Source organism: Reyranella sp. CPCC 100927, assembly GCF_007859315.1.
Lineage (GTDB): Bacteria > Pseudomonadota > Alphaproteobacteria > Reyranellales > Reyranellaceae > Vineibacter.
Window position 1 is genome coordinate 659,811 of the sequence record NZ_VOHA01000002.1, and the last position, 17,046, is coordinate 676,856.

The following is a 17,046-nucleotide window of genomic DNA, read 5'->3' on the forward strand; positions in this document are numbered from 1 at the left end:
TCATGATGACACCGCTGCCGTTGGCCCAGCGCCTCGCCGCCTTTCCGCGGCAGCGCCTGGGTCACAGCCCGACACCGATCGACGCCCTGCCCCGCCTCGGCGCTCGGCTCGGCATCGATCTGTCGATCAAGCGCGACGACGCCACCGGGTTGGGCGGTGGCGGCAACAAGGTGCGCAAGCTCGAGTTCCTGTTCGCCGACGCGCTGGCGGCGGGCAGCAACGTCGTGCTGACCGCGGGCGCCGTGCAATCCAACCATGCCCGGCTCACCGCCGCGGCCGCGGCGTCCCTGGGCCTCGACTGCGAGCTGATCCTGACCACGCCACAAACTGCGATGGACCCGGCCTACGCGTATAACGGCAACCGGCTGCTGGACGAGACCTTTGGTGCGCGCGTCCATGTCCTGCCGCCGGGCGCCGACAGCATGCCGGCGCTGGAGCATCGCGCGGCCGCCCTCCGGGCCGTCGGTGCCCTGCCCTACATCATCCCGATCGGTGGCTCCAATGCGCTCGGCACATTGGGCTATGTCAGCGCGGTTCTGGAGGTCCTGGCGCAGCAATCCGCCCATGGAACGTTCGACGCCGTCGTTGTGCCGAGCGGCAGTGGCGGGACGCAGGCGGGCGTCGCCCTGGGTGCGGCGTTGACGGGCCAGCCCTGGCGGGTGATCGGCATCAGCGTCGGGCGCGCGGCATCGGCGCAGCGCGCGCGAGTCACCGCGATTGTCGCGCAGTGCTGCGCGTTGCTGAAACTGCCGGTGCTCGAGGCCCTGCGGATCGAGGTGTTCGACGGCGCCCGTGGTCCTGGCTACGGCCTGTTCGACTCCGATACGCGCGCGGCCATTCTGGACGCAGCGCGCCTGGAAGGCCAGTTGCTGGATCCCGTCTACACCGGCAAGGCCATGGCTGGACTGCGCATGCTGGCGGCGCGTGGCGACATCGTCGCCGGCACGCGCGTGCTGTTCTGGCACACCGGCGGCATGCCGGCGCTGTTCGGATACCCGGACCTGCTCACGCCATCGGGAGGAACCGCATGACAGACGACGCGAGTCTCACGCCCGGCACGCCGCATGCCGTGCCCACCGGCACGATCAACCACCTGCGCCTGACCGTCTCCGACATTGCCCGGGCCAAGGCATTCTATGCGCCTCTGATGGCACGACTGGGTTACCGATTGGTGGAAGAGAGCGCCACGCGGCTGGCGTGGGCGGGCTGGGCCCCGCACGGCACGCTGCACTGGTTCATCATGGGCGTGTCCAATCCCGACAGCTGCAACAAGAGCCATGATCGCTATTCACCAGGCCTGCATCATCTGGCCTGGAACGTCGCCAGCCGCGCCGACGTGGATGCCTGCTACGCCCTGCTGTCGGCATGCGGCGTGCCGATCCTCGATCCGCCCGCCGCGTACGACTACGAGCCCGGCTACTATGCGTTCTTTTTTGCCGATCCCGATGGCATGAAACTCGAGATCATGCACGTCGCGCCCGAAGGCAGCCTTGCCTACTGGCGGCGCGTCACCGAGGCCAGCGCGCCGCTCACGCCGCTTGCCATCGCCGAGTCAGCCTTTACGCGCGACAAGGACCGGTAGACCGGGCGGCACCGAACATCAGACCAGCCACCAAGTGTGATTCTGATCCTGCCACACTTGAAATTATTACCATTAGTAATTTACTGAGGGTGACAAGATGCCCTGTCCGGCAATCGACCGAAAAAAGGATCTGCTCTCATGCATGCGCTTATCGTTGCCGCGCACCCCAACCCCGGCTCGTTGACGCACAACCTGGCCCGGCGCGTCGCCGCCGGCATTGCCGAGGCGGGACCGGAACACACTGTCGAAATCGCCGACCTGGCGGCGGAGGACTTCGATCCACGCTTCACCGCGACCGATGTCGCGAGCCACCTCCGACAGGTACCGGCCCCGGTGGACGTCGCCGCCGAACAGGCGCGCCTGGATCGAACCGATGCACTGGTTCTGGTCTACCCTGTCTATTGGTGGTCGATGCCGGCCCTCCTGAAGGGTTGGATCGAACGCGTGTTCGCCAACGGCTGGGCCTACGACGACGGCGATGGCAAACTCGAGAAAAAGCTTCGCCGCCTGCGGGTTCACCTCATCGCCAGCGCCGGCGCCAACCTGAGAACCTATGCCCGCCATGGCTATTTCGGCGCCATGAAAACGCAGATCGACCATGGCATCTTCGGCTATTGCGGCGCACCCGTCGTGACGTCGGAGCTTCTGATCCAGCCTGACGCTCCGGACATGACCGTGCTGCTCGACACGGCGCAGGCCATCGGGCGCCAGGTTTTCGGCGAATCCCGTCGGACGACCGCGGTGCAAGCGGCGTAGCCATCCGGCGTGTTTTCACGCGTCAGTCATCCCGAACGCAGCGAGGGATCTTCTGAAGATGGCGTGCAATGCATCAAAGATCCCTCGCTGCGCTCGGGATGACAGCGGGCAGCGAATCACCTCAATGATCGGTCGGCACTATATCTCGGCGAAGATCTCCAGCACGTTGCCGTCGGGGTCGCGGAAGAAGATCGTGCGATGCCCCCAGGGCTGGTCGGTCAGCGGCGCGACGAGCTTGACGCCCTTGGCCTCGAGCGCCGCGGCACAGTCGGCCACGACCGGGGGTGCGACGCGGAAGGCCATCTGCAGCGACAGCGCACCGGGCGCCGGCGGCGGATCGTTGAAAACCGGACCATAGGCCCGCAAGGCCAAGGTGGTCGATCCGACCTGGTACTCGAACCAGCGGTCGCCCAAGGTCCGCACCAGCGGGAACGCCATGACGGTTTCGTAGAAGTGCCGCATCGCGTCCATGTCGCGGACAAAGATGACGGTGTAGTCGATCTGGCGAATCTGGCTGAGCGCCTGCATGGTGAATCCCTGTGAAAACGGTTTGCGTTCCGCGCGCGCCGCGCCGGCGGACACTGTCAGCAGCGCGGCGCCGCGGACGAGCACATCGCGTCGATGCATCGGCACGTCCTCCGGTTGGAGGACGCAACCCTAAGCGGCGTATTAAACTGGTAAAAGATAGGATCTTATCCTAGTACAAGACTTACCATGCCCTTTGACCAGACACGGCGCGACGCGCTCGCGCAGTTCCTGCGGGGCCGGCGGGAGCGGCTGGACCCGGCGGATTTCGGCATCACCGTCGGCGGCCGCCGTCGCGCCGCGGGCCTTCGGCGCGAAGAGGTTGCCGATGCCGCCGGTATCAGCACGACCTGGTACGTCTGGCTCGAGCAGGGGCGCAACGTCAACGCATCGCCGCATGCGCTACGGTCGCTCGGCAAGGCGCTCCGGCTGAGCCCGTCGGAACAGACGTACCTGTTCCACCTCGCGCGACCGGATCTCGACTGGCAACGGGGCGCCGTCTCGCCGGGCTTGCCGACGGCCGACCTGCTGGCCCTGCTCAAGGGCCTGGCGCCGCACCCGGCCTACATCACCAATCGCTATCGGCAGGTCGTGGCCTCGAACCAGCCGGCGCGGGTATTGCTGGGCGATTTCGCCGAGGACGAATGGTCGGGCAATCTGATCGCGCGCATGTTCCTGGATCCGCTCTGGCGCGAGCGCTTCGTCGACTGGCCGACGGTGGCGCGCTCGGTGGTGGCCCAGTTCAGGCTGGCGACGGCGACGATGGCGGACGATCCCGTCATGACGTCCCTGGTGTCGCGCCTGATGGCATCGAGCGAGACCTTCGCTCAGTGGTGGCGCGATCGCGAGCTCGCGGATCCGCCGATCTGGCGCAAGACCGTACGGCATCCGCGGGTCGGCGACATGAGCTTCGATTTTGCCACCCTGCAGCCGAGTGGCCGCGACCGTGACTTCTTCGTCTCCCTCTATACGCCGGCCGACAACAAGAGCCGCGATCGCCTGGCACGCCTGCTGGCCGCCGAGACCGCCGCGCGAAAGCCCGTGACAATCGCCCGGCCGCGGCGGCGATGACATCCCGTGTTCACCCGCGATCCGCTCCGGTACAAGAAGAGTCCGAGGCGGGCGACCGCTCCTGCAGAGGATCCAGCCATGACGACCGATAGCAAGATTGTCGACGTTCTTTCCCAGGTCACGACGGCGACCATCACGACGATCCTCCTGAAGAAGGGTCTGCGCAATGTCTGGATCCGCGGCACGCGGCCGTTGCGGCCCGGCCTGCCCCGGCTCGTCGGACGCGCCTTCACGCTGCGCTTCGTGCCGGCGCGCGAGGACCTCGCAACGCCGGAGTCCTGGTCGTCACCGAAATCGACCCGCGCCGCCATCGAAGCGATGCCCGAAGGCTGCATCGCGGTCGTCGATGCGATGGGTGTCACCGATGCCGGCATCTTCGGCGACATTCTGTGTGCCCGCATGGCGCAGAGAGGCGTCGCCGCGCTGATCACCGATGGCGTGGTGCGCGACGTCGCCGGCGTCCTGACCACCGGCCTGCCCGTCTGGTGCCAGGGGGCAGCAGCGCCGCCGTCGGTCGCCGGCCTCACCTTCGTCAACTGGCAGGAGCCGATCGCCTGCGGCGGGGTCGCCGTGTTTCCCGACGACATCATCGTCGTCGATGACGACGGTGCCGTGCTGATCCCTGCCGCACTTGTCGAGGCGGTGCTGGAACTGGCACCCGAGCAGGAGCGGTTCGAAGGCTGGATCATGCAGGAGGTCAAATCAGGCGCTTCGCTGCCGGGCCTCTATCCGCCCAACGCGGAGAACAAGGCACGCTACGAGGCGACCAAGAACGGCTGAGTGATTCAGGTCCACCGCCGTCGCCGGCAGTTGGTGGCGTGCTCAGTGGTCGCCCAGTTCAGGCTGGCGACGGCGACGATGGAACCGGCGGCTCGGTGGACCAAGTGTCTACAGGGCTAAAGACCGTACTCCTGCCACACGTAGTAGTCCGTGTACTTCGGCGCAAACTCATCCCTCAGCTCATGATACATCGGCCGGGCAAGGGGAGCATTGAGGTGGTTCCGCAGTATGACCTCTGCCGCCTGCGTAAACCCGCAGGTGATGTACCACGCGCCTCGAAACGTCAACGCGCCCTCGACCATGGGGTTGGTGGAGGTCGTCACGGTCATCATGATCAATCCACCACAGGCAAAGGCCGAAGGACACGGTCGCTTCTGACGCTCCTCGTTGAGGCACCAATCCTCAATGGATTTGTTGACAGGGTCGCACAGATCGCGGAGGGCATTGTCTGCCGCCTTGGTGCAAGCGGCTACGTTTGCCAGGCTGATCGCTTTCTTGAAGAGAAGAGTGGCCGCTCTATTTGATGCAAGCGACCGGCCGCTTGCCGCCGCCAGAGAGGCCTCTCTGCTTCCTGGAAACGTCCGTGTCACTCCCGATGGCGCGGCGGCAGCAACCTGCTGTTTGGAAATGGTGTAGTCACTGCCAATGCGACGAAAGTTCTTGTTGCCATTAATCGGCACTGACGTTTCCAATATGATGTAGCTGGGCACGGGACGCTCCTGCTGATTGTCGGAGCATCAACAACACAGCCAGGCCGTCATTCCTCACTGCTTCATTTTTCCTGCGAACCGCAACGCCCCCGGATTGCTTTCGACAACCTCACCCGCTCTCCATTGGCAAAGACGCCATCGGGTTGTTGCAGCCGTCGATGGATCGCAGGAAGGTTCTAATTCTGCGCCAGCAGCGTACGCCAGCATCGGCCGGCCGGATCGCTCATCGGCGCGATGTAGCGGTCGAGCGTGATGGTCTGGCGATCCGGTTCCACGTACCGCGGCCAGGCCAGCAGGCCGCCGGCATTGGGATCGCCGGCGCGCACGAAATGGGTCCAATAGCCGCGCATCGCACCGCCGATGTGATGGTAATCGGCATCGCTGGCGCCGCGGAACATCGGGGCCTGTGCCCACGCCACGCGATCACCGAACAGGAACGGCAGCTCGATGCAGTGACATGCGCCGAAGTCTGTCGTCGGCGATGGCCAGTTGAACTGATAGACGAAGGCCGCGCGGCCGGCCTGCGCCTGGTGCCGCGCCAGCGCCAACGCGGGCGCAATGAAGCGGCGGTCGCTTGCCGCATCGGCATGCAACGCGCCGGCGTTGCGATAGCCGCGCAGCGCCGTGTACTCGGCCATGAGGGCATCAGCCTTGGCACCGAACTCGGCGCCCAGTACCGCATGCAGCTGCTCGCGGGTCATGGCCTTGAAGGCCGGATCGATGGCCGAGAAAACACTGCATTCCTCGCGCGTGTAGCCCACGATCATCTCGCACCACGACGCCGCGCCGGCCGCCGTCGATGCCAGCAGTGGCGCCAGCAGCAGATCGCCATCCAGGCAGGGCACAAAAGGCGGCGTCGAATCGCCGGGGCCGCGCGAAAAGCGCTGTGCGACGGTGCGCGCCGATGTCAGCAACGCATCGACCGGTACGCGGCGCATGGACTCGGCATCCGGCCGCACATCAAGCGCGTCGGCAAAGATCCGGCCGCGTTCCTCGGCGCGCGCCAGCGGTTCGGGTTCGAGCCCGAAGGGGCCGCTTTGCAGGATGGCGCGCCGGAACAGCGAACGCCCCTCCGCCATCACGGCCAGCGCCAGCACCGCGAAGGCACCAGCCGACTGGCCCGCGATGCAGACGTTCGCCGGGTCGCCACCGAACCCGTCGATGCATTGCTGTACCCAGCGCAGGCTGGCGCGCTGGTCGTGCAGGCCGAGATTGCCGTCGCTGACGCCGGACAGCCGCAGATAGCCCAGCGCGCCCAGCCGGCTGTTAACCGACACCACGACGATGCGGCCGGCACGCGCCAGCGCCGCGCCGGCATACCACGGCAGCGACCCGGCACCGCTCATGAAGGCGCCGCCATGGAACCACACAAGCACCGGCACCTTTTCGGTGCCGAGATCGGCCGGCGTCCAGATGGTGAGGCTGAGGCAATCCTCGCCCGGATTGCCGGCGCTCGGACCCATGGCGATTTCCAGGCGCGACGGCAGCTGCGGCGGAGTCGGCCCGTCGGCGCCGGCGTCGAGCGTTTCATCGGATCGCGGCAGCGGCTCGGGCTTGCTGAAGCGACGCGGGCCGACCGGCGGCTGCGCATAGCGCACGCCCCGAAACACATTGAGATCGCCGTCGCGACGCCCGACCAGACGGCCGAACGGCGTCGGTGCAACGGGGTTGGCCTGTGTCATGTCTTGTACCCTTCCTCGTTACGATAGGCGATGGCGGCACGTAGGTTAATCTACGGATACAACCACATGACCCATCGCAGCGGCTCTCGGTAAGAGTCGGATCGCGACCGTACTGCATGGAGCCAACATTATGACATCGACGGCTGCCCGACACCTCAAACACTCATTGACATCCATCTTCCGCCGGAAAGGGGGCGATGGCGCCTACACCCGCTTGTTCGACAACTTGGAGCCATCTCAACAAGGCGTACTGCTTTCCGCGATCTCACTCCGCCCATCGGAGCTGCCTGTCATCGGCAGCTTGCAGACATCGAATGACTGGCTCGTTCTGACAACGGAGCGGCTGGTCTGGTGCCTTGGCGGCAACCGCCTGGAGCTTGCGGTAGAGATGATTGGCGACGCGACCGTTGACCTCGCGTCGCTGCAGCGCAGGGGCATCGGTAAGATGGAGATGCGGGAGCTTCACGTCATGACAACGACTGACGAAAGACATGTCGTTGAACTGGAAGCCGGTGCCCCATTCTTCGGCGCTTGGAATGTTCTGAAGAACCTCGGCGTTCGAAATCGCAATGCGACTGGTCGCGGCTAAACGAGCCTCTCCTCGGAGCCTGCGGTCATCGGCCCTGGCCAAGTCTCAATTGCCGCCAGGTCCGAACGGATGCCGCCGCAGGCCGGCGACGATGGCAAAATAGTCGGGATGGTCGGCGGCGATCAGGCCGTGGCGCACGAAAAAGTCGATCAGCACCAGGTTGCAGTTGTACTTGAAATCGACCGTGTCGCGCACGCGGGCCACGACATCGGCCACCGGCCACAGCTCGAAGGACTCGGCCTCGCCGTCATTGCTGCGACACTCGAAGCCGTCGGGCAGCTCCAGGTCGAAGACGTACTGCACGTCGGGCTTCAGTTCCATGCCCGACTGATAGCAGTACGTGATGGCGCCGACCGCCTGGGCCTGGCGCGCGATCTCAGCGGGAATCGACGCTTCCTCGAGGCATTCCTTGATGACGTTCTCCAGCAGGCCGAGCTTCTCGGGCTGGCCGCCCGCCACCGTGTTGTCGAGCATGCCGGGATAGGTCGACTTGGTGCGCGAGCGGCGCGGCACCCAGATGTGAAGACCATCGCGGCGACGCACATAGCCGGTCAGATGCACGCCGAAGGCGCGGATGCCGAAGAACGGCACCGCGGCGCGCTCCATCGCCATCAGGGCCGGCTGTTGGAAGTCCGAGGTCACCGGGTAGCGTTCATCGCGCCAGGCCGAGAACCAGCCCTCGCGCGCGAGATCACGCAGGAACGCCTCGACCGCTTGCGTGCGGGCATCGGGCGTCGCCAGGTGGTCCGACAGCCGCCAACCGACATCAGCGGACACGAAAAGGTCCGGCCGCCGCGCCAGGACCGGCGCGAAATCACGGTGCACCCAGCCGGTGCGCGTAGCGCCAATGAACCACGGCCGAAACGGCGCCAGGTCATGCGCGTTGCAGCGCTCGATATGATCCAGGAACGACATGGCAAGCTTATAGCAGCAGAAACTGCCACGGTGACCAAGCCTGTCACGGGAGCGCATCTCGCCCGCTCATGTCAGGTGAAAGCAAAGCTTTCGCCTTGTGTCGGCGCTACGTGCCGAGGTGGGCGGGCCCCTTCGGCGCGCTCAGGGCAGGCTGCCCACGCTCCCAGGAAAGACTTTCGGTGCGCTCGAGGCGCGGGATGGAGCGGGACTCGGGAAAATCCAGCGTGATCGTGGCGCCGCCACCGGGCGTGTCACTCACATGCACCGCGCCGCCATGCATGGTCATCACCTGCGCCACAATGGCGAGACCCAGGCCGACGCCATCGTCGTCGGTCGTGGCGCCACGCGCGAACGGTTGGAACAGCCGCTCGCGGCCTTCGACCGGAATCCCCGGCCCGTGGTCGATGACCCGCACCTCGCCCGGCACGACGACCACGACGGCCACATGCCGGCACGTCCCGGCGTGGCGTACGGCATTGCGCACGAGGTTGGCGACAGCGGAGCGGATCGCGGTTTCGACGCCGCGCACCACGACCGGTCCGTCCGGCGCTGTGACTTCGATGTCGATGGCCGCGGCCAGGGCCTGCGGCACCAGCTCGGCGACGGTCGTGCGGCAAAGCAGGACCAGATCCACCGGCTGGAAGGCGTGCGGCTGGCCGGACAGGCGCGCCAGATGCAGCAACGTCGTCACGATGGACGACAGGTTCTGCACGTCGGTGGTCAGGTCCTGGCGCTGCGCCGGATCGGGCACCGCTTCGAGCTTGGTGCGCAGCCGCGTCAGCGGCGTGCGCAGTTCGTGCGCCGCGTTCGACAGGAAGCTGCGCTGTGAGAGCGCCGCATCGTCGATGCGCTGCAGGGCGCGATTGAAGGCATCGACCAGCGGCACGAGTTCCTTGGGTGCCGACGCATCGGGCAGCCGGCGGCCGGCCGGCAGGCCGTCGATCGCCTCGGCGGCGCGCGCCACGCGACTCACCGGCCGCGCGATCAGGCGCGGCAGGACGACCAGGTGCGCCACGGCCATGGCGAACAGGATGAACGCCAGCATGGAATAGAGGTTGGACGCGTCGCCGATGGTGAACAGGATCATCTCGAGAAACGGCAACTGCGAGATGCCGCCCACCTCCAGCGACACCGGGCCGACGCGCGTCGGGGTGATGACAGCCACGCTGACGGCGCCATCGGCTTCCACGGACTTGTTGCCGGCGGCTTTGAACTCCGCCAGGCGCAGGCGTCCCTGCCAGGCACCGTCATGCCCGGGGTTGGCCAGCATCACGCCGTGGGTCAGCGTCGTATCGCCATCGCTGATCACGTACCAGAGCTTGGGGTGGGCAGCGATGAACGCGGCGAGCTCGCCGTTGGGCTCCAGCGTCAGCTGGCCGGCGGCGTTGCGCGACGTCGCCGCCTGCAACAGTGATGCCGCCTTCAACGGCCCCATCATCTCCCGGTCTTCGCCGAAGTTCAGCAGGTAGGACACGACGATCAGGAAGCCGCCGGCCATGACCGCGACCAGCGAGCCGGCGAACGTCGTCGCTGCCCTGACGGTGATCGAGTGACGGCGGCTCATTGGGCGTTCAACACGTAGCCGACGCCGCGCACCGTCGTGATCTTGGCGGTGCAGCCGAACTCGCGCAGCCGCCGGCGCAGGCGCGAGACGTGGGAGTCGAGCGCATTGGACTGGATCTCGTCGTCGAAGCCGTAGACCGTGGCCTCCAGCGCCTCGCGCAGCACGACCCGATCGACCCGGCGGATCAGGATCTCGAGAATCGCGAGCTCCCGCCGCGGCAGCGGCAAGCGGACCTCGCCCTGGAAGGCGGACCGGTGCGCGATGTCGAAGCGCAGGTTGCCGACCTGCAGCAGGCCGCCCCGATCCAGGAAGTAGCGCCGCAATAGCGCCCGCACGCGGGCGAACAGCTCGACCGGTTCGAACGGCTTGCCGATATACTCATCGGCGCCGCCGTCGAGCGCGGTGGCGATGTCCTGCGGATCATCGAGCGCCGTGAGCATCAGCGTGGCCGGCCGCGGATCGTGCGCCCGCAGATCGGTCAGCAAGGTCACGCCATCGCCGTCCGGCAACCGCCGATCGACGACCACGAGCTCGAAGCGGCTGGCCGACAGCGCCGCCCGCGCGGCATCGAGGCAATCGACCCTGTCGGCCGTGCCGATCTCGCGCTCGAAGGCCGTCTGCAACCAGGCCGCCAGGTCGCGATCATCCTCTACGATCAAGACACGCATGCATCATTCCCAAGACGACGACGCCCGACGATCAGTCGATCACATCGGCGGTCACATCCAGCGGGGCAGCCACCACGTCGCCAGCCACCGGTACGACTTTCACCACCGCGCTGGTGGCGCGGAACGGCAATGCCACGACACCGCAACCGCTGAGTGCAGCCGCGGCGGCAACGATGGCCAGCAGCGCCAGCGGGCGGCTGTGGCGGCGAACAAGTGCTACAATCATGGCTCGTTCTCCAAGGCTGTCGCCGATGGGTCGGCACGATCGACAAGTGGCGTTCAAGGCCCCGTTTGCGTCGTTTGTAAGGTGACGGCGCTCACGGCTTGGCAGGCCGGCCACCGGCGCGGCCGCCGCGCACCGCGACAAGCGTCGGCCCTGCTTCCGAGCGGCGCGGCCGGCGCGCCGGCTCGGACAGTCGGCCGCCAGGCCGGACAATGCCGACAACGGCCGGGCGATCAACCTCCGGCTGCGATTGCCGATGACGCTCCGCCATGCGGCGCAGCGCGAGATGGAAAAAGATCAGCATGGGACAGCCTGCCTTGTTGTCTTGTGCCGGGGGCTCGGCGCGATGGTTCGTGGCCATCATGGTGTCGCGCGGCCGGGTTGCCGGAACGTTACCTGGGCCGGCACGAAACACTTCTAAATATTTCTGTTGCCTGCAAATTGATCGCAGCCGCAGCGGCGCATGTCAGGATGACGCCGGCTCATCAATCAAGGGGCTGCCCGCCCATCGCCGCGACAACGCGATAGCCGCCACCAGACCAACCGCCGTCAGCAATGCCATCGCATAGTAGGCCTGCGTGCCGATCCGGTCATAGAGGACGCCCGCGACCTGATAGACCAGCGCGACCGGCAGACCGTTGGCCAGGCCGTAATACAGGCTCTGCGCCAGGGTCATGGCGCTGCCCGGCACGGCGCGCTGCAGGAACGTCATCGCCGCCAGATGGGTGGCACCGAACGTGAGTGCATGCAGCGCCTGCAGGACCAACAGCGCCGGCAGCGAGTCGCCCAGCGCCGGCATGAGAGCCCAGCGCACGACGCTGCCGCCGGCGCCCAGGATCATCAGCCGCACCGGTCCCAACCGCGCCGACACGGCCCCGGCGAAGAAGAACAGGACGATTTCGGCAAGGATGCCCTCGGCCCACAGGAAGCTGATGGTGCCATCGCCGATGCCGGCGGCACGCCAGCCGATGGTGCCGAAGCTGTAGATCACGGCATGGCCGGCCTGGGTGCAGCCCACGGCCACGAGAAACAGCACGAAGGCCGGCTGGCGCAGCAGATCGCGCGCCGTCACCCGACGCGGTGCCGCGCCGGGTGATGCCGCCGGCGCACGCTGCGGCATCGGCAGCCACAGGATGCAGGGCACCAGCAACACCGCGCCGATGATCGACAGATAGAGCACCCACGGCACGCCGACATGGGCCACCGCCAGGCCGGCCGCGACGGCGCCGCCAATGAAAGTGACCGATCCCCACACGCGCACGCGACCGTAGTCGAGGCCGCGCTGGCGCGTCACGTTCACCGCCACGCCCTCGCCCAGCGACAGCAGGGGATGCCACGATGCGCCCCATACCAGGGTGGTGAACCACAGCGGCCAGAAGCCGTAGGCGAATTCCTGTGTCGACAGGGTCGCAATCGCGACGGCGACCAGCGCCAGCATCAGGAAACGCTGCTGCTGTACCAGGCGATGCGCCAGCCAGCCGATCGTCAGGGTCGCGGCGACGGTGACGAACTGCCGGCTCATGTAGAGCGTGCCGATTTCGGCCGGATCGGCGCCATGCGACTGCAGCCAGACCGACCAGTAGCTCAAGCCGACGCCGCCGACGAAGAAGTATGCAGCACCAAACGAGGCGAGGCGCAGCGGGATCATGTATCCCCCTCCCCCCTTGTGGGGGAGGGTTGGGGAGGGGGCCCTTCACACGCGATGACTCGTCCGTAGCCCCCCCACCCGTCGGCGCTACGCGCCGCCGACCTCCCCCACAAGGGGGGAGGTGAAGACGGCCCACGCATGTCGTCACTCACACACTGAACTCGGCCCGCACCTTGTCGGTGTGCTCGCCCAGCGCCGGGACCTTGCCCAACGGCTGCACGGCGCCATCGACGGTGGCGGCTGGCGCCGGCACCGAGATCTCGCCCGTGCCGGTGGCAATGGTGGTGCGCCGGACCTGCGGGTGGCTGGCGAGATCGCGCAGGGCGCTCACACGCGCGTAGGCGATCTGCGCCGCATCGAGCTTGGCCGTGACAGCGTCCCATGTGTGGCGGCGGAAGACTTCACCGACGATGGCATTGGTCTCGTCGCGAATGGCGTTGCGCGCGGCGTTGGTGGCAAAGCGCGGGTCCTTCGCCATGTCGGGCCGGTCGAGCACGCCGGTGCACAGCCGCACCCATTCCTTGTCGTTCTGGATCGAGATCAGGATCGGCACTTCGTCGCCAGTGGGATAGACACCGTAGGGTGCAATGAACGGATGCGTCAGACCCAGCCTCGGCCAGTCATAGGAGTCGTACTCCCACGACATCAGCGGGATCGCCATCCACTCGGCCATCGACGAGAACAGCGACACGTCGATGTGGCGCCCCTGGCCGGTGTTGGCACGCGCCAGCAGCGCCTCGAGGATGGCGGCATGGGCATACATGCCGGTGCCGATGTCGGTGGCCGAAATGCCGACACGGCCCGGCGCATGCGCGGATCCGGTGATCGAGGCGAGACCCGACTCAGCCTGCACCAGCAGGTCGTAGGCGCGGCGCTCGCGATAGGGGCCGAAATCGCCATAACCCGAGACATCGACCGTGATCAGCCGCGGATGCTGCGCTCGCATCTCGGCGGCGCCGAAGCCGGCCCGCGCCGCAGCACCTGGCGCCAGGTTCTGGATCAGCACGTCGGCCTTGGCGATCATGCGGTGCAGCAGCGCCAGGTCCTCGGCTTGCTTGAAGTCGAGGCAGACCGACTCCTTGCCGCGATTGAGGAAGACGAAATAGGCACTCTCGCCGCGCACGTGATGATCGTAGCCGCGGGCGAAATCGCCTTCCGGACGCTCGATCTTGATCACGCGCGCACCGGCGTCGGCCAGGCGCGCCGCGCAATAGGGCGCCGCCACCGCCTGCTCGACCGAAATCACCAGGACGCCATCGAGCGCACCGGACATGCATCTACCTCCTCATCGCCGCTGTCATGTCGAGCGCAGCGAGACATCTTTGCCACACGCCAAGATTCCTCGCTGCGCTCGGAATGACAGGGAAGCCGCACCATGCCGACCGCGCGGCGGTTTGACAATTGCCGGCGGCGCATGGCCATAGTGGCCGCATGGTGCAGCTGACGGTCGAGGAGTGCGCCCGGCGCGACGGCAGCGACGGGCCTGCGGCGGCGCTGGCGCTGCGGGTGGTGGTCGAAACCGCACGCATGCTGGGCGCCGCGCGCCTGGTGCCGATCGAGTCGGCGCATATTGACGGCTGCCTCTACCATGGTGATTCGGGCACGCTGTTCGCCGAGCAGCTCGTGGCCGGCCACGGCCGCGTGCGCGTGCCCACCACGCTCAATGTCGGGGCACTCGACCTGCTGCACGCCGACCGCGCGCGGCTGGCGCCGCAGCCGGCCGCGATGGCACGGCGCCTGATGCAGGCCTACCTCGATCTCGATTGCCGGCCGACCTGGACCTGCGCACCCTACCAGGCCGGGCACCGGCCGGCACCCGGCACGCATGTCGCGTGGGGCGAGAGCAACGCGGTGGCGTTCTGCAATTCGGTGCTGGGCGCACGCAGCGAGCGCTACGGCGACTATCTCGACATCTGCGCCGCGCTCGCGGCGCGGGCTCCCGATGTCGGCCTGCATCGCGACGAGAACCGGCGTGCCACCGTGCTGATCGACGGCAGCGGCCTCGATCCGCGGTTGCTGGCGGAAGATGCGTTCTACCCCGTGCTCGGCGCCTGGCTGGGCGCCTCGGTGGGCAGCCGTATCGCCGCCATCGATGGCCTGCCGTTGAGTTTATCGGATGATCGCCTGAAGGCTTTGTGCGCCGCCGCCGCCTCGACCGGCGCTGTCGGCCTGTTCCATATCATCGGCGTCACGCCGGAAGCGCCCGATCGCGCAACCGCGTTTGCCGGTGTCCCGCCAATGGAGACCATCCGGCTGACGGGCGCCCTCCTGCATGCGGCACGTGATCGGCTGTCGACGACGGCGGCACTGCCGGACACCGCGATCGATGCCATCGCCATCGGCAGCCCGCATCTGTCGATCGACGAATTCCAGCGGTTGCTCGGCTTGCTGCGCGGCCGCCGCAGTCGCCTGCCGTTCTACGCCTGCACCGGCCGGCACACATTGGACAAGCTGCAGGCACTGGGGCTGACGGAGGCGGTAGCAGCCGCCAACATCACGGTGGTGGCCGACACCTGCGTGGTGGTGACACCGATCCTGCCGGCGGGCGGCGGCGTGCTGCTCACCAACTCCGGCAAGTTCGCGCACTACACGCGGCCCAACACAGGCTACGACGTCGTCTACGGCTCGCTGTCGGATGTCGCCGAAACGGCGGCGGCGGGGCGCCTGGTACGGGACGAGGCGCTGTGGCGATGAGCGTCGTTGCGCGTGCCCATGTCGTGCAGCCTGGAACCGCGCATGGCCGCGTGGTGAAGATCGCGACCTTGAGCTTCTGGGGCGGCGTCGATCCGGCAAGCGGCCGGCTGCTCGATCCGGCCGCCGCGCATTGCGGCGAGAGTATCGCCGGTCGCATCCTGCTGGTGGGCGAGCCTCGTGGATCCTCGTCGTCCAGCGCCGTGATGCTGGAGCTGCTGCACAACGGCCACGCGCCGGGCGCCGTCGTGTTGGGGCGCATCGATGCGATCCTGGGATTGAGCATCGTCGTGGCGCGCGAGATGGGCTGGCCGACGATCCCGCTGTACCAGTTGCCGGCTGAAGAGCACGACACGATTCCCGACGGCGCTGAGATCGCTATCGATGAAGGTGGTGTAATTCGGGTGTCGTGACCGAATCCCCTCTCCCGCAAGCGGGAGAGGGAGGGGCCCATTGTGCGCAGCACGATGGGAGGGTGAGGGCCTCAGGACTCGACGTCGTGTCCTTGGCCCCTCACCCGCCGAGCGCTTCGCGCTCGTCGACCTCTCCCGCTTGCGGGAGAGGTGAAGAAGATGCCTTCTCCCGCTCACGGGAGAAGGATCAAGGATTCAAGGCCGTACCGCGGTCACCTCGATCTCGACCAGCCAGCCGGGATTGACCAGGCCGGCGACCTGCATCACCGAGCGGGCCGGCAGGTTGGGCTGTTCGGCGGTGCCGAAGAACTGCTTGTAGCCGTCCATGAAGCCCGCGAAGTCCATGCCGCTCTTGGTCGGATCGCCGACCAGGAACACCTGCATCTTCACCACGTCGCCCATCGAAAGATTGACGCTCTTCAGGGCACGCTCGATCGCCTTCAGTACGCTGACGGTCTGCGTCTTGGTATCGCCGAACGCCGCGACGGTGTTCTTCGCCGCCTTGTCGTCAGTGACCGCCGGCACCTGGCCGCTGACGTACACCGTGGTCTTGCCGGCCGGGATCTCGACGGCCAGCGCGATCGGGAAATCCGAGTTGGGAATCTTATGGCGCTTGACGTCCTGCGCCAGCGCCGGCGCGCTCGCCGCACCGGCCAGCGCCGCGGCCAGGAAACCGGCCTTGATCATCGATCGTCCGAACATGGCAGTCCTCATCTGCTTTCGTCACACCACACTGTCATTCCGAGCGAAGCGAGGAATCTCCCAGCTATGGAGTTCCCGTTCGCAGAAGATCCCTCGCTGCGCGCTCGGGATGACGGCTCGGACTGACAGTGTCATCGCACGGCTTTTACATCGTCGGCGGTGATCTTGTCCTTGTAGTCGTTGCCAAAATGCGTGCGCACATAGTTGATCACGGCGGCCACCTGCTCGTCGTCAAGATACATGCCGAAACCCGGCATGCCCTGCAGGCCGTTCAGCACGATGAAGACCGGATAGCCGCTGGCCTCGAGCTTCTCGTTCTTGGCCAGCGCCGGATATTTGCCGGCACCGACGGCGCCCTTGGCGTCCGGCATGTGGCAGCCCTGGCAGATGCTGCGAAACAGCACCTCGCCGTCTTTCGGCACGAAGCGCTGATTGCTGGAGAACGTGCCGTCGGACGACTGCGCCACGGCGCCGGAGGCGGCCAGCGCGGCGACGAGGAAAGACGCCGATGAGATGATCCGCAACAT

General features: G+C 66.9%; 20 protein-coding genes. 8 read left to right on the plus strand and 12 right to left on the minus strand.

The features are described from left to right. The first annotated feature begins 2 nt into the window (after window positions 1–2). From FQU96_RS09130 to FQU96_RS09140, 3 genes are all read left to right on the plus strand, one after another. Window positions 3–1,031: a D-cysteine desulfhydrase family protein gene (locus FQU96_RS09130; RefSeq protein ID WP_146540544.1), complete on the plus strand. Its 1,029-nt coding sequence runs from the start codon at window positions 3–5 to the stop codon at window positions 1,029–1,031. Then, window positions 1,028–1,582 (plus strand): VOC family protein, encoded by a 555-nt coding sequence (locus FQU96_RS09135; protein WP_178130401.1) that lies wholly within the window; start codon window positions 1,028–1,030, stop codon window positions 1,580–1,582. The genes FQU96_RS09130 and FQU96_RS09135 overlap by 4 nt, the downstream gene beginning before the upstream one ends. Window positions 1,583–1,720: 138 nt before the next feature. Next, window positions 1,721–2,338, plus strand: a complete 618-nt coding sequence (locus FQU96_RS09140) for an NAD(P)H-dependent oxidoreductase (protein WP_146540545.1) — start codon at window positions 1,721–1,723, stop codon at window positions 2,336–2,338. 138 nt (window positions 2,339–2,476) lie between these two features. On the opposite strand, the gene FQU96_RS09145 is transcribed toward FQU96_RS09140, so the two are convergent. After that, entirely contained in the window at window positions 2,477–2,965 is a 489-nt protein-coding gene (locus tag FQU96_RS09145; protein ID WP_255467910.1) for a VOC family protein, read from the minus strand. Between the two features lie 87 nt (window positions 2,966–3,052). Here FQU96_RS09145 and FQU96_RS09150 point away from each other — a divergent pair, with 87 nt between their 5' ends. Then, entirely contained in the window at window positions 3,053–3,934 is an 882-nt protein-coding gene (locus FQU96_RS09150; protein WP_146540546.1) for a helix-turn-helix domain-containing protein, read from the plus strand. Window positions 3,935–4,012: 78 nt separating this feature from the next. Then, on the plus strand, window positions 4,013–4,714 hold the full coding sequence (locus FQU96_RS09155) for a ribonuclease activity regulator RraA (protein ID WP_146540547.1): 702 nt from the start codon (window positions 4,013–4,015) through the stop codon (window positions 4,712–4,714). A gap of 116 nt (window positions 4,715–4,830) precedes the next feature. Here the strand turns inward: FQU96_RS09155 and FQU96_RS09160 are convergent, their stop codons facing one another. Further along, window positions 4,831–5,424: a hypothetical protein gene (locus tag FQU96_RS09160; protein ID WP_146540548.1), complete on the minus strand. Its 594-nt coding sequence runs from the start codon at window positions 5,422–5,424 to the stop codon at window positions 4,831–4,833. Between the two features lie 176 nt (window positions 5,425–5,600). Continuing rightward, a complete protein-coding gene (locus FQU96_RS09165; RefSeq protein ID WP_146540549.1) occupies window positions 5,601–7,106 on the minus strand; it encodes a carboxylesterase/lipase family protein in 1,506 nt (501 codons plus the stop codon). 130 nt (window positions 7,107–7,236) lie between these two features. On the opposite strand from FQU96_RS09165, the gene FQU96_RS09170 reads away from it, so the two are divergent. Further along, a complete protein-coding gene (locus FQU96_RS09170) occupies window positions 7,237–7,695 on the plus strand; it encodes a hypothetical protein (protein ID WP_146540550.1) in 459 nt (152 codons plus the stop codon). A 45-nt stretch (window positions 7,696–7,740) separates the two neighbouring features. On the opposite strand, the gene FQU96_RS09175 is transcribed toward FQU96_RS09170, so the two are convergent. The 7 genes from FQU96_RS09175 to FQU96_RS09205 all read right to left on the minus strand — a co-directional run bounded on the left by FQU96_RS09175 (window position 7,741) and on the right by FQU96_RS09205 (window position 13,986). Then, the gene (locus tag FQU96_RS09175) at window positions 7,741–8,610 is read right to left on the minus strand and encodes an NUDIX hydrolase family protein (RefSeq protein ID WP_178130402.1); all 870 of its coding nucleotides are present in this window, start codon (window positions 8,608–8,610) and stop codon (window positions 7,741–7,743) included. Between the two features lie 106 nt (window positions 8,611–8,716). Continuing rightward, on the minus strand, window positions 8,717–10,174 hold the full coding sequence (locus tag FQU96_RS09180) for a HAMP domain-containing sensor histidine kinase (RefSeq protein ID WP_146540552.1): 1,458 nt from the start codon (window positions 10,172–10,174) through the stop codon (window positions 8,717–8,719). Next, window positions 10,171–10,842, minus strand: a complete 672-nt coding sequence (locus tag FQU96_RS09185) for a response regulator transcription factor (RefSeq protein WP_146540553.1) — start codon at window positions 10,840–10,842, stop codon at window positions 10,171–10,173. The genes FQU96_RS09180 and FQU96_RS09185 overlap by 4 nt, the downstream gene beginning before the upstream one ends. A gap of 31 nt (window positions 10,843–10,873) precedes the next feature. After that, window positions 10,874–11,068 carry a DUF6726 family protein gene (locus FQU96_RS09190; protein ID WP_146540554.1) on the minus strand — a complete coding sequence of 65 codons (195 nt, stop codon included), beginning with the start codon at window positions 11,066–11,068 and terminating at the stop codon, window positions 10,874–10,876. A 91-nt stretch (window positions 11,069–11,159) separates the two neighbouring features. Further along, a complete protein-coding gene (locus FQU96_RS09195) occupies window positions 11,160–11,369 on the minus strand; it encodes a hypothetical protein (protein ID WP_146540555.1) in 210 nt (69 codons plus the stop codon). 162 nt (window positions 11,370–11,531) lie between these two features. Beyond that, a complete protein-coding gene (locus tag FQU96_RS09200; RefSeq protein ID WP_146540556.1) occupies window positions 11,532–12,713 on the minus strand; it encodes an MFS transporter in 1,182 nt (393 codons plus the stop codon). Window positions 12,714–12,861: 148 nt separating this feature from the next. Beyond that, window positions 12,862–13,986, minus strand: a complete 1,125-nt coding sequence (locus tag FQU96_RS09205) for a CaiB/BaiF CoA-transferase family protein (protein WP_146540557.1) — start codon at window positions 13,984–13,986, stop codon at window positions 12,862–12,864. Window positions 13,987–14,144: 158 nt separating this feature from the next. On the opposite strand from FQU96_RS09205, the gene FQU96_RS09210 reads away from it, so the two are divergent. Continuing rightward, window positions 14,145–15,407: an aconitase X catalytic domain-containing protein gene (locus FQU96_RS09210; protein ID WP_146540558.1), complete on the plus strand. Its 1,263-nt coding sequence runs from the start codon at window positions 14,145–14,147 to the stop codon at window positions 15,405–15,407. Further along, on the plus strand, window positions 15,404–15,817 hold the full coding sequence (locus FQU96_RS09215; RefSeq protein WP_146540559.1) for an aconitase X swivel domain-containing protein: 414 nt from the start codon (window positions 15,404–15,406) through the stop codon (window positions 15,815–15,817). The genes FQU96_RS09210 and FQU96_RS09215 overlap by 4 nt, the downstream gene beginning before the upstream one ends. A 195-nt stretch (window positions 15,818–16,012) precedes the next feature. On the opposite strand, the gene FQU96_RS09220 is transcribed toward FQU96_RS09215, so the two are convergent. Beyond that, on the minus strand, window positions 16,013–16,519 hold the full coding sequence (locus FQU96_RS09220; protein WP_146540560.1) for a RidA family protein: 507 nt from the start codon (window positions 16,517–16,519) through the stop codon (window positions 16,013–16,015). A 131-nt stretch (window positions 16,520–16,650) separates the two neighbouring features. Next, on the minus strand, window positions 16,651–17,046 hold the full coding sequence (locus tag FQU96_RS09225) for a cytochrome c (RefSeq protein ID WP_146540561.1): 396 nt from the start codon (window positions 17,044–17,046) through the stop codon (window positions 16,651–16,653).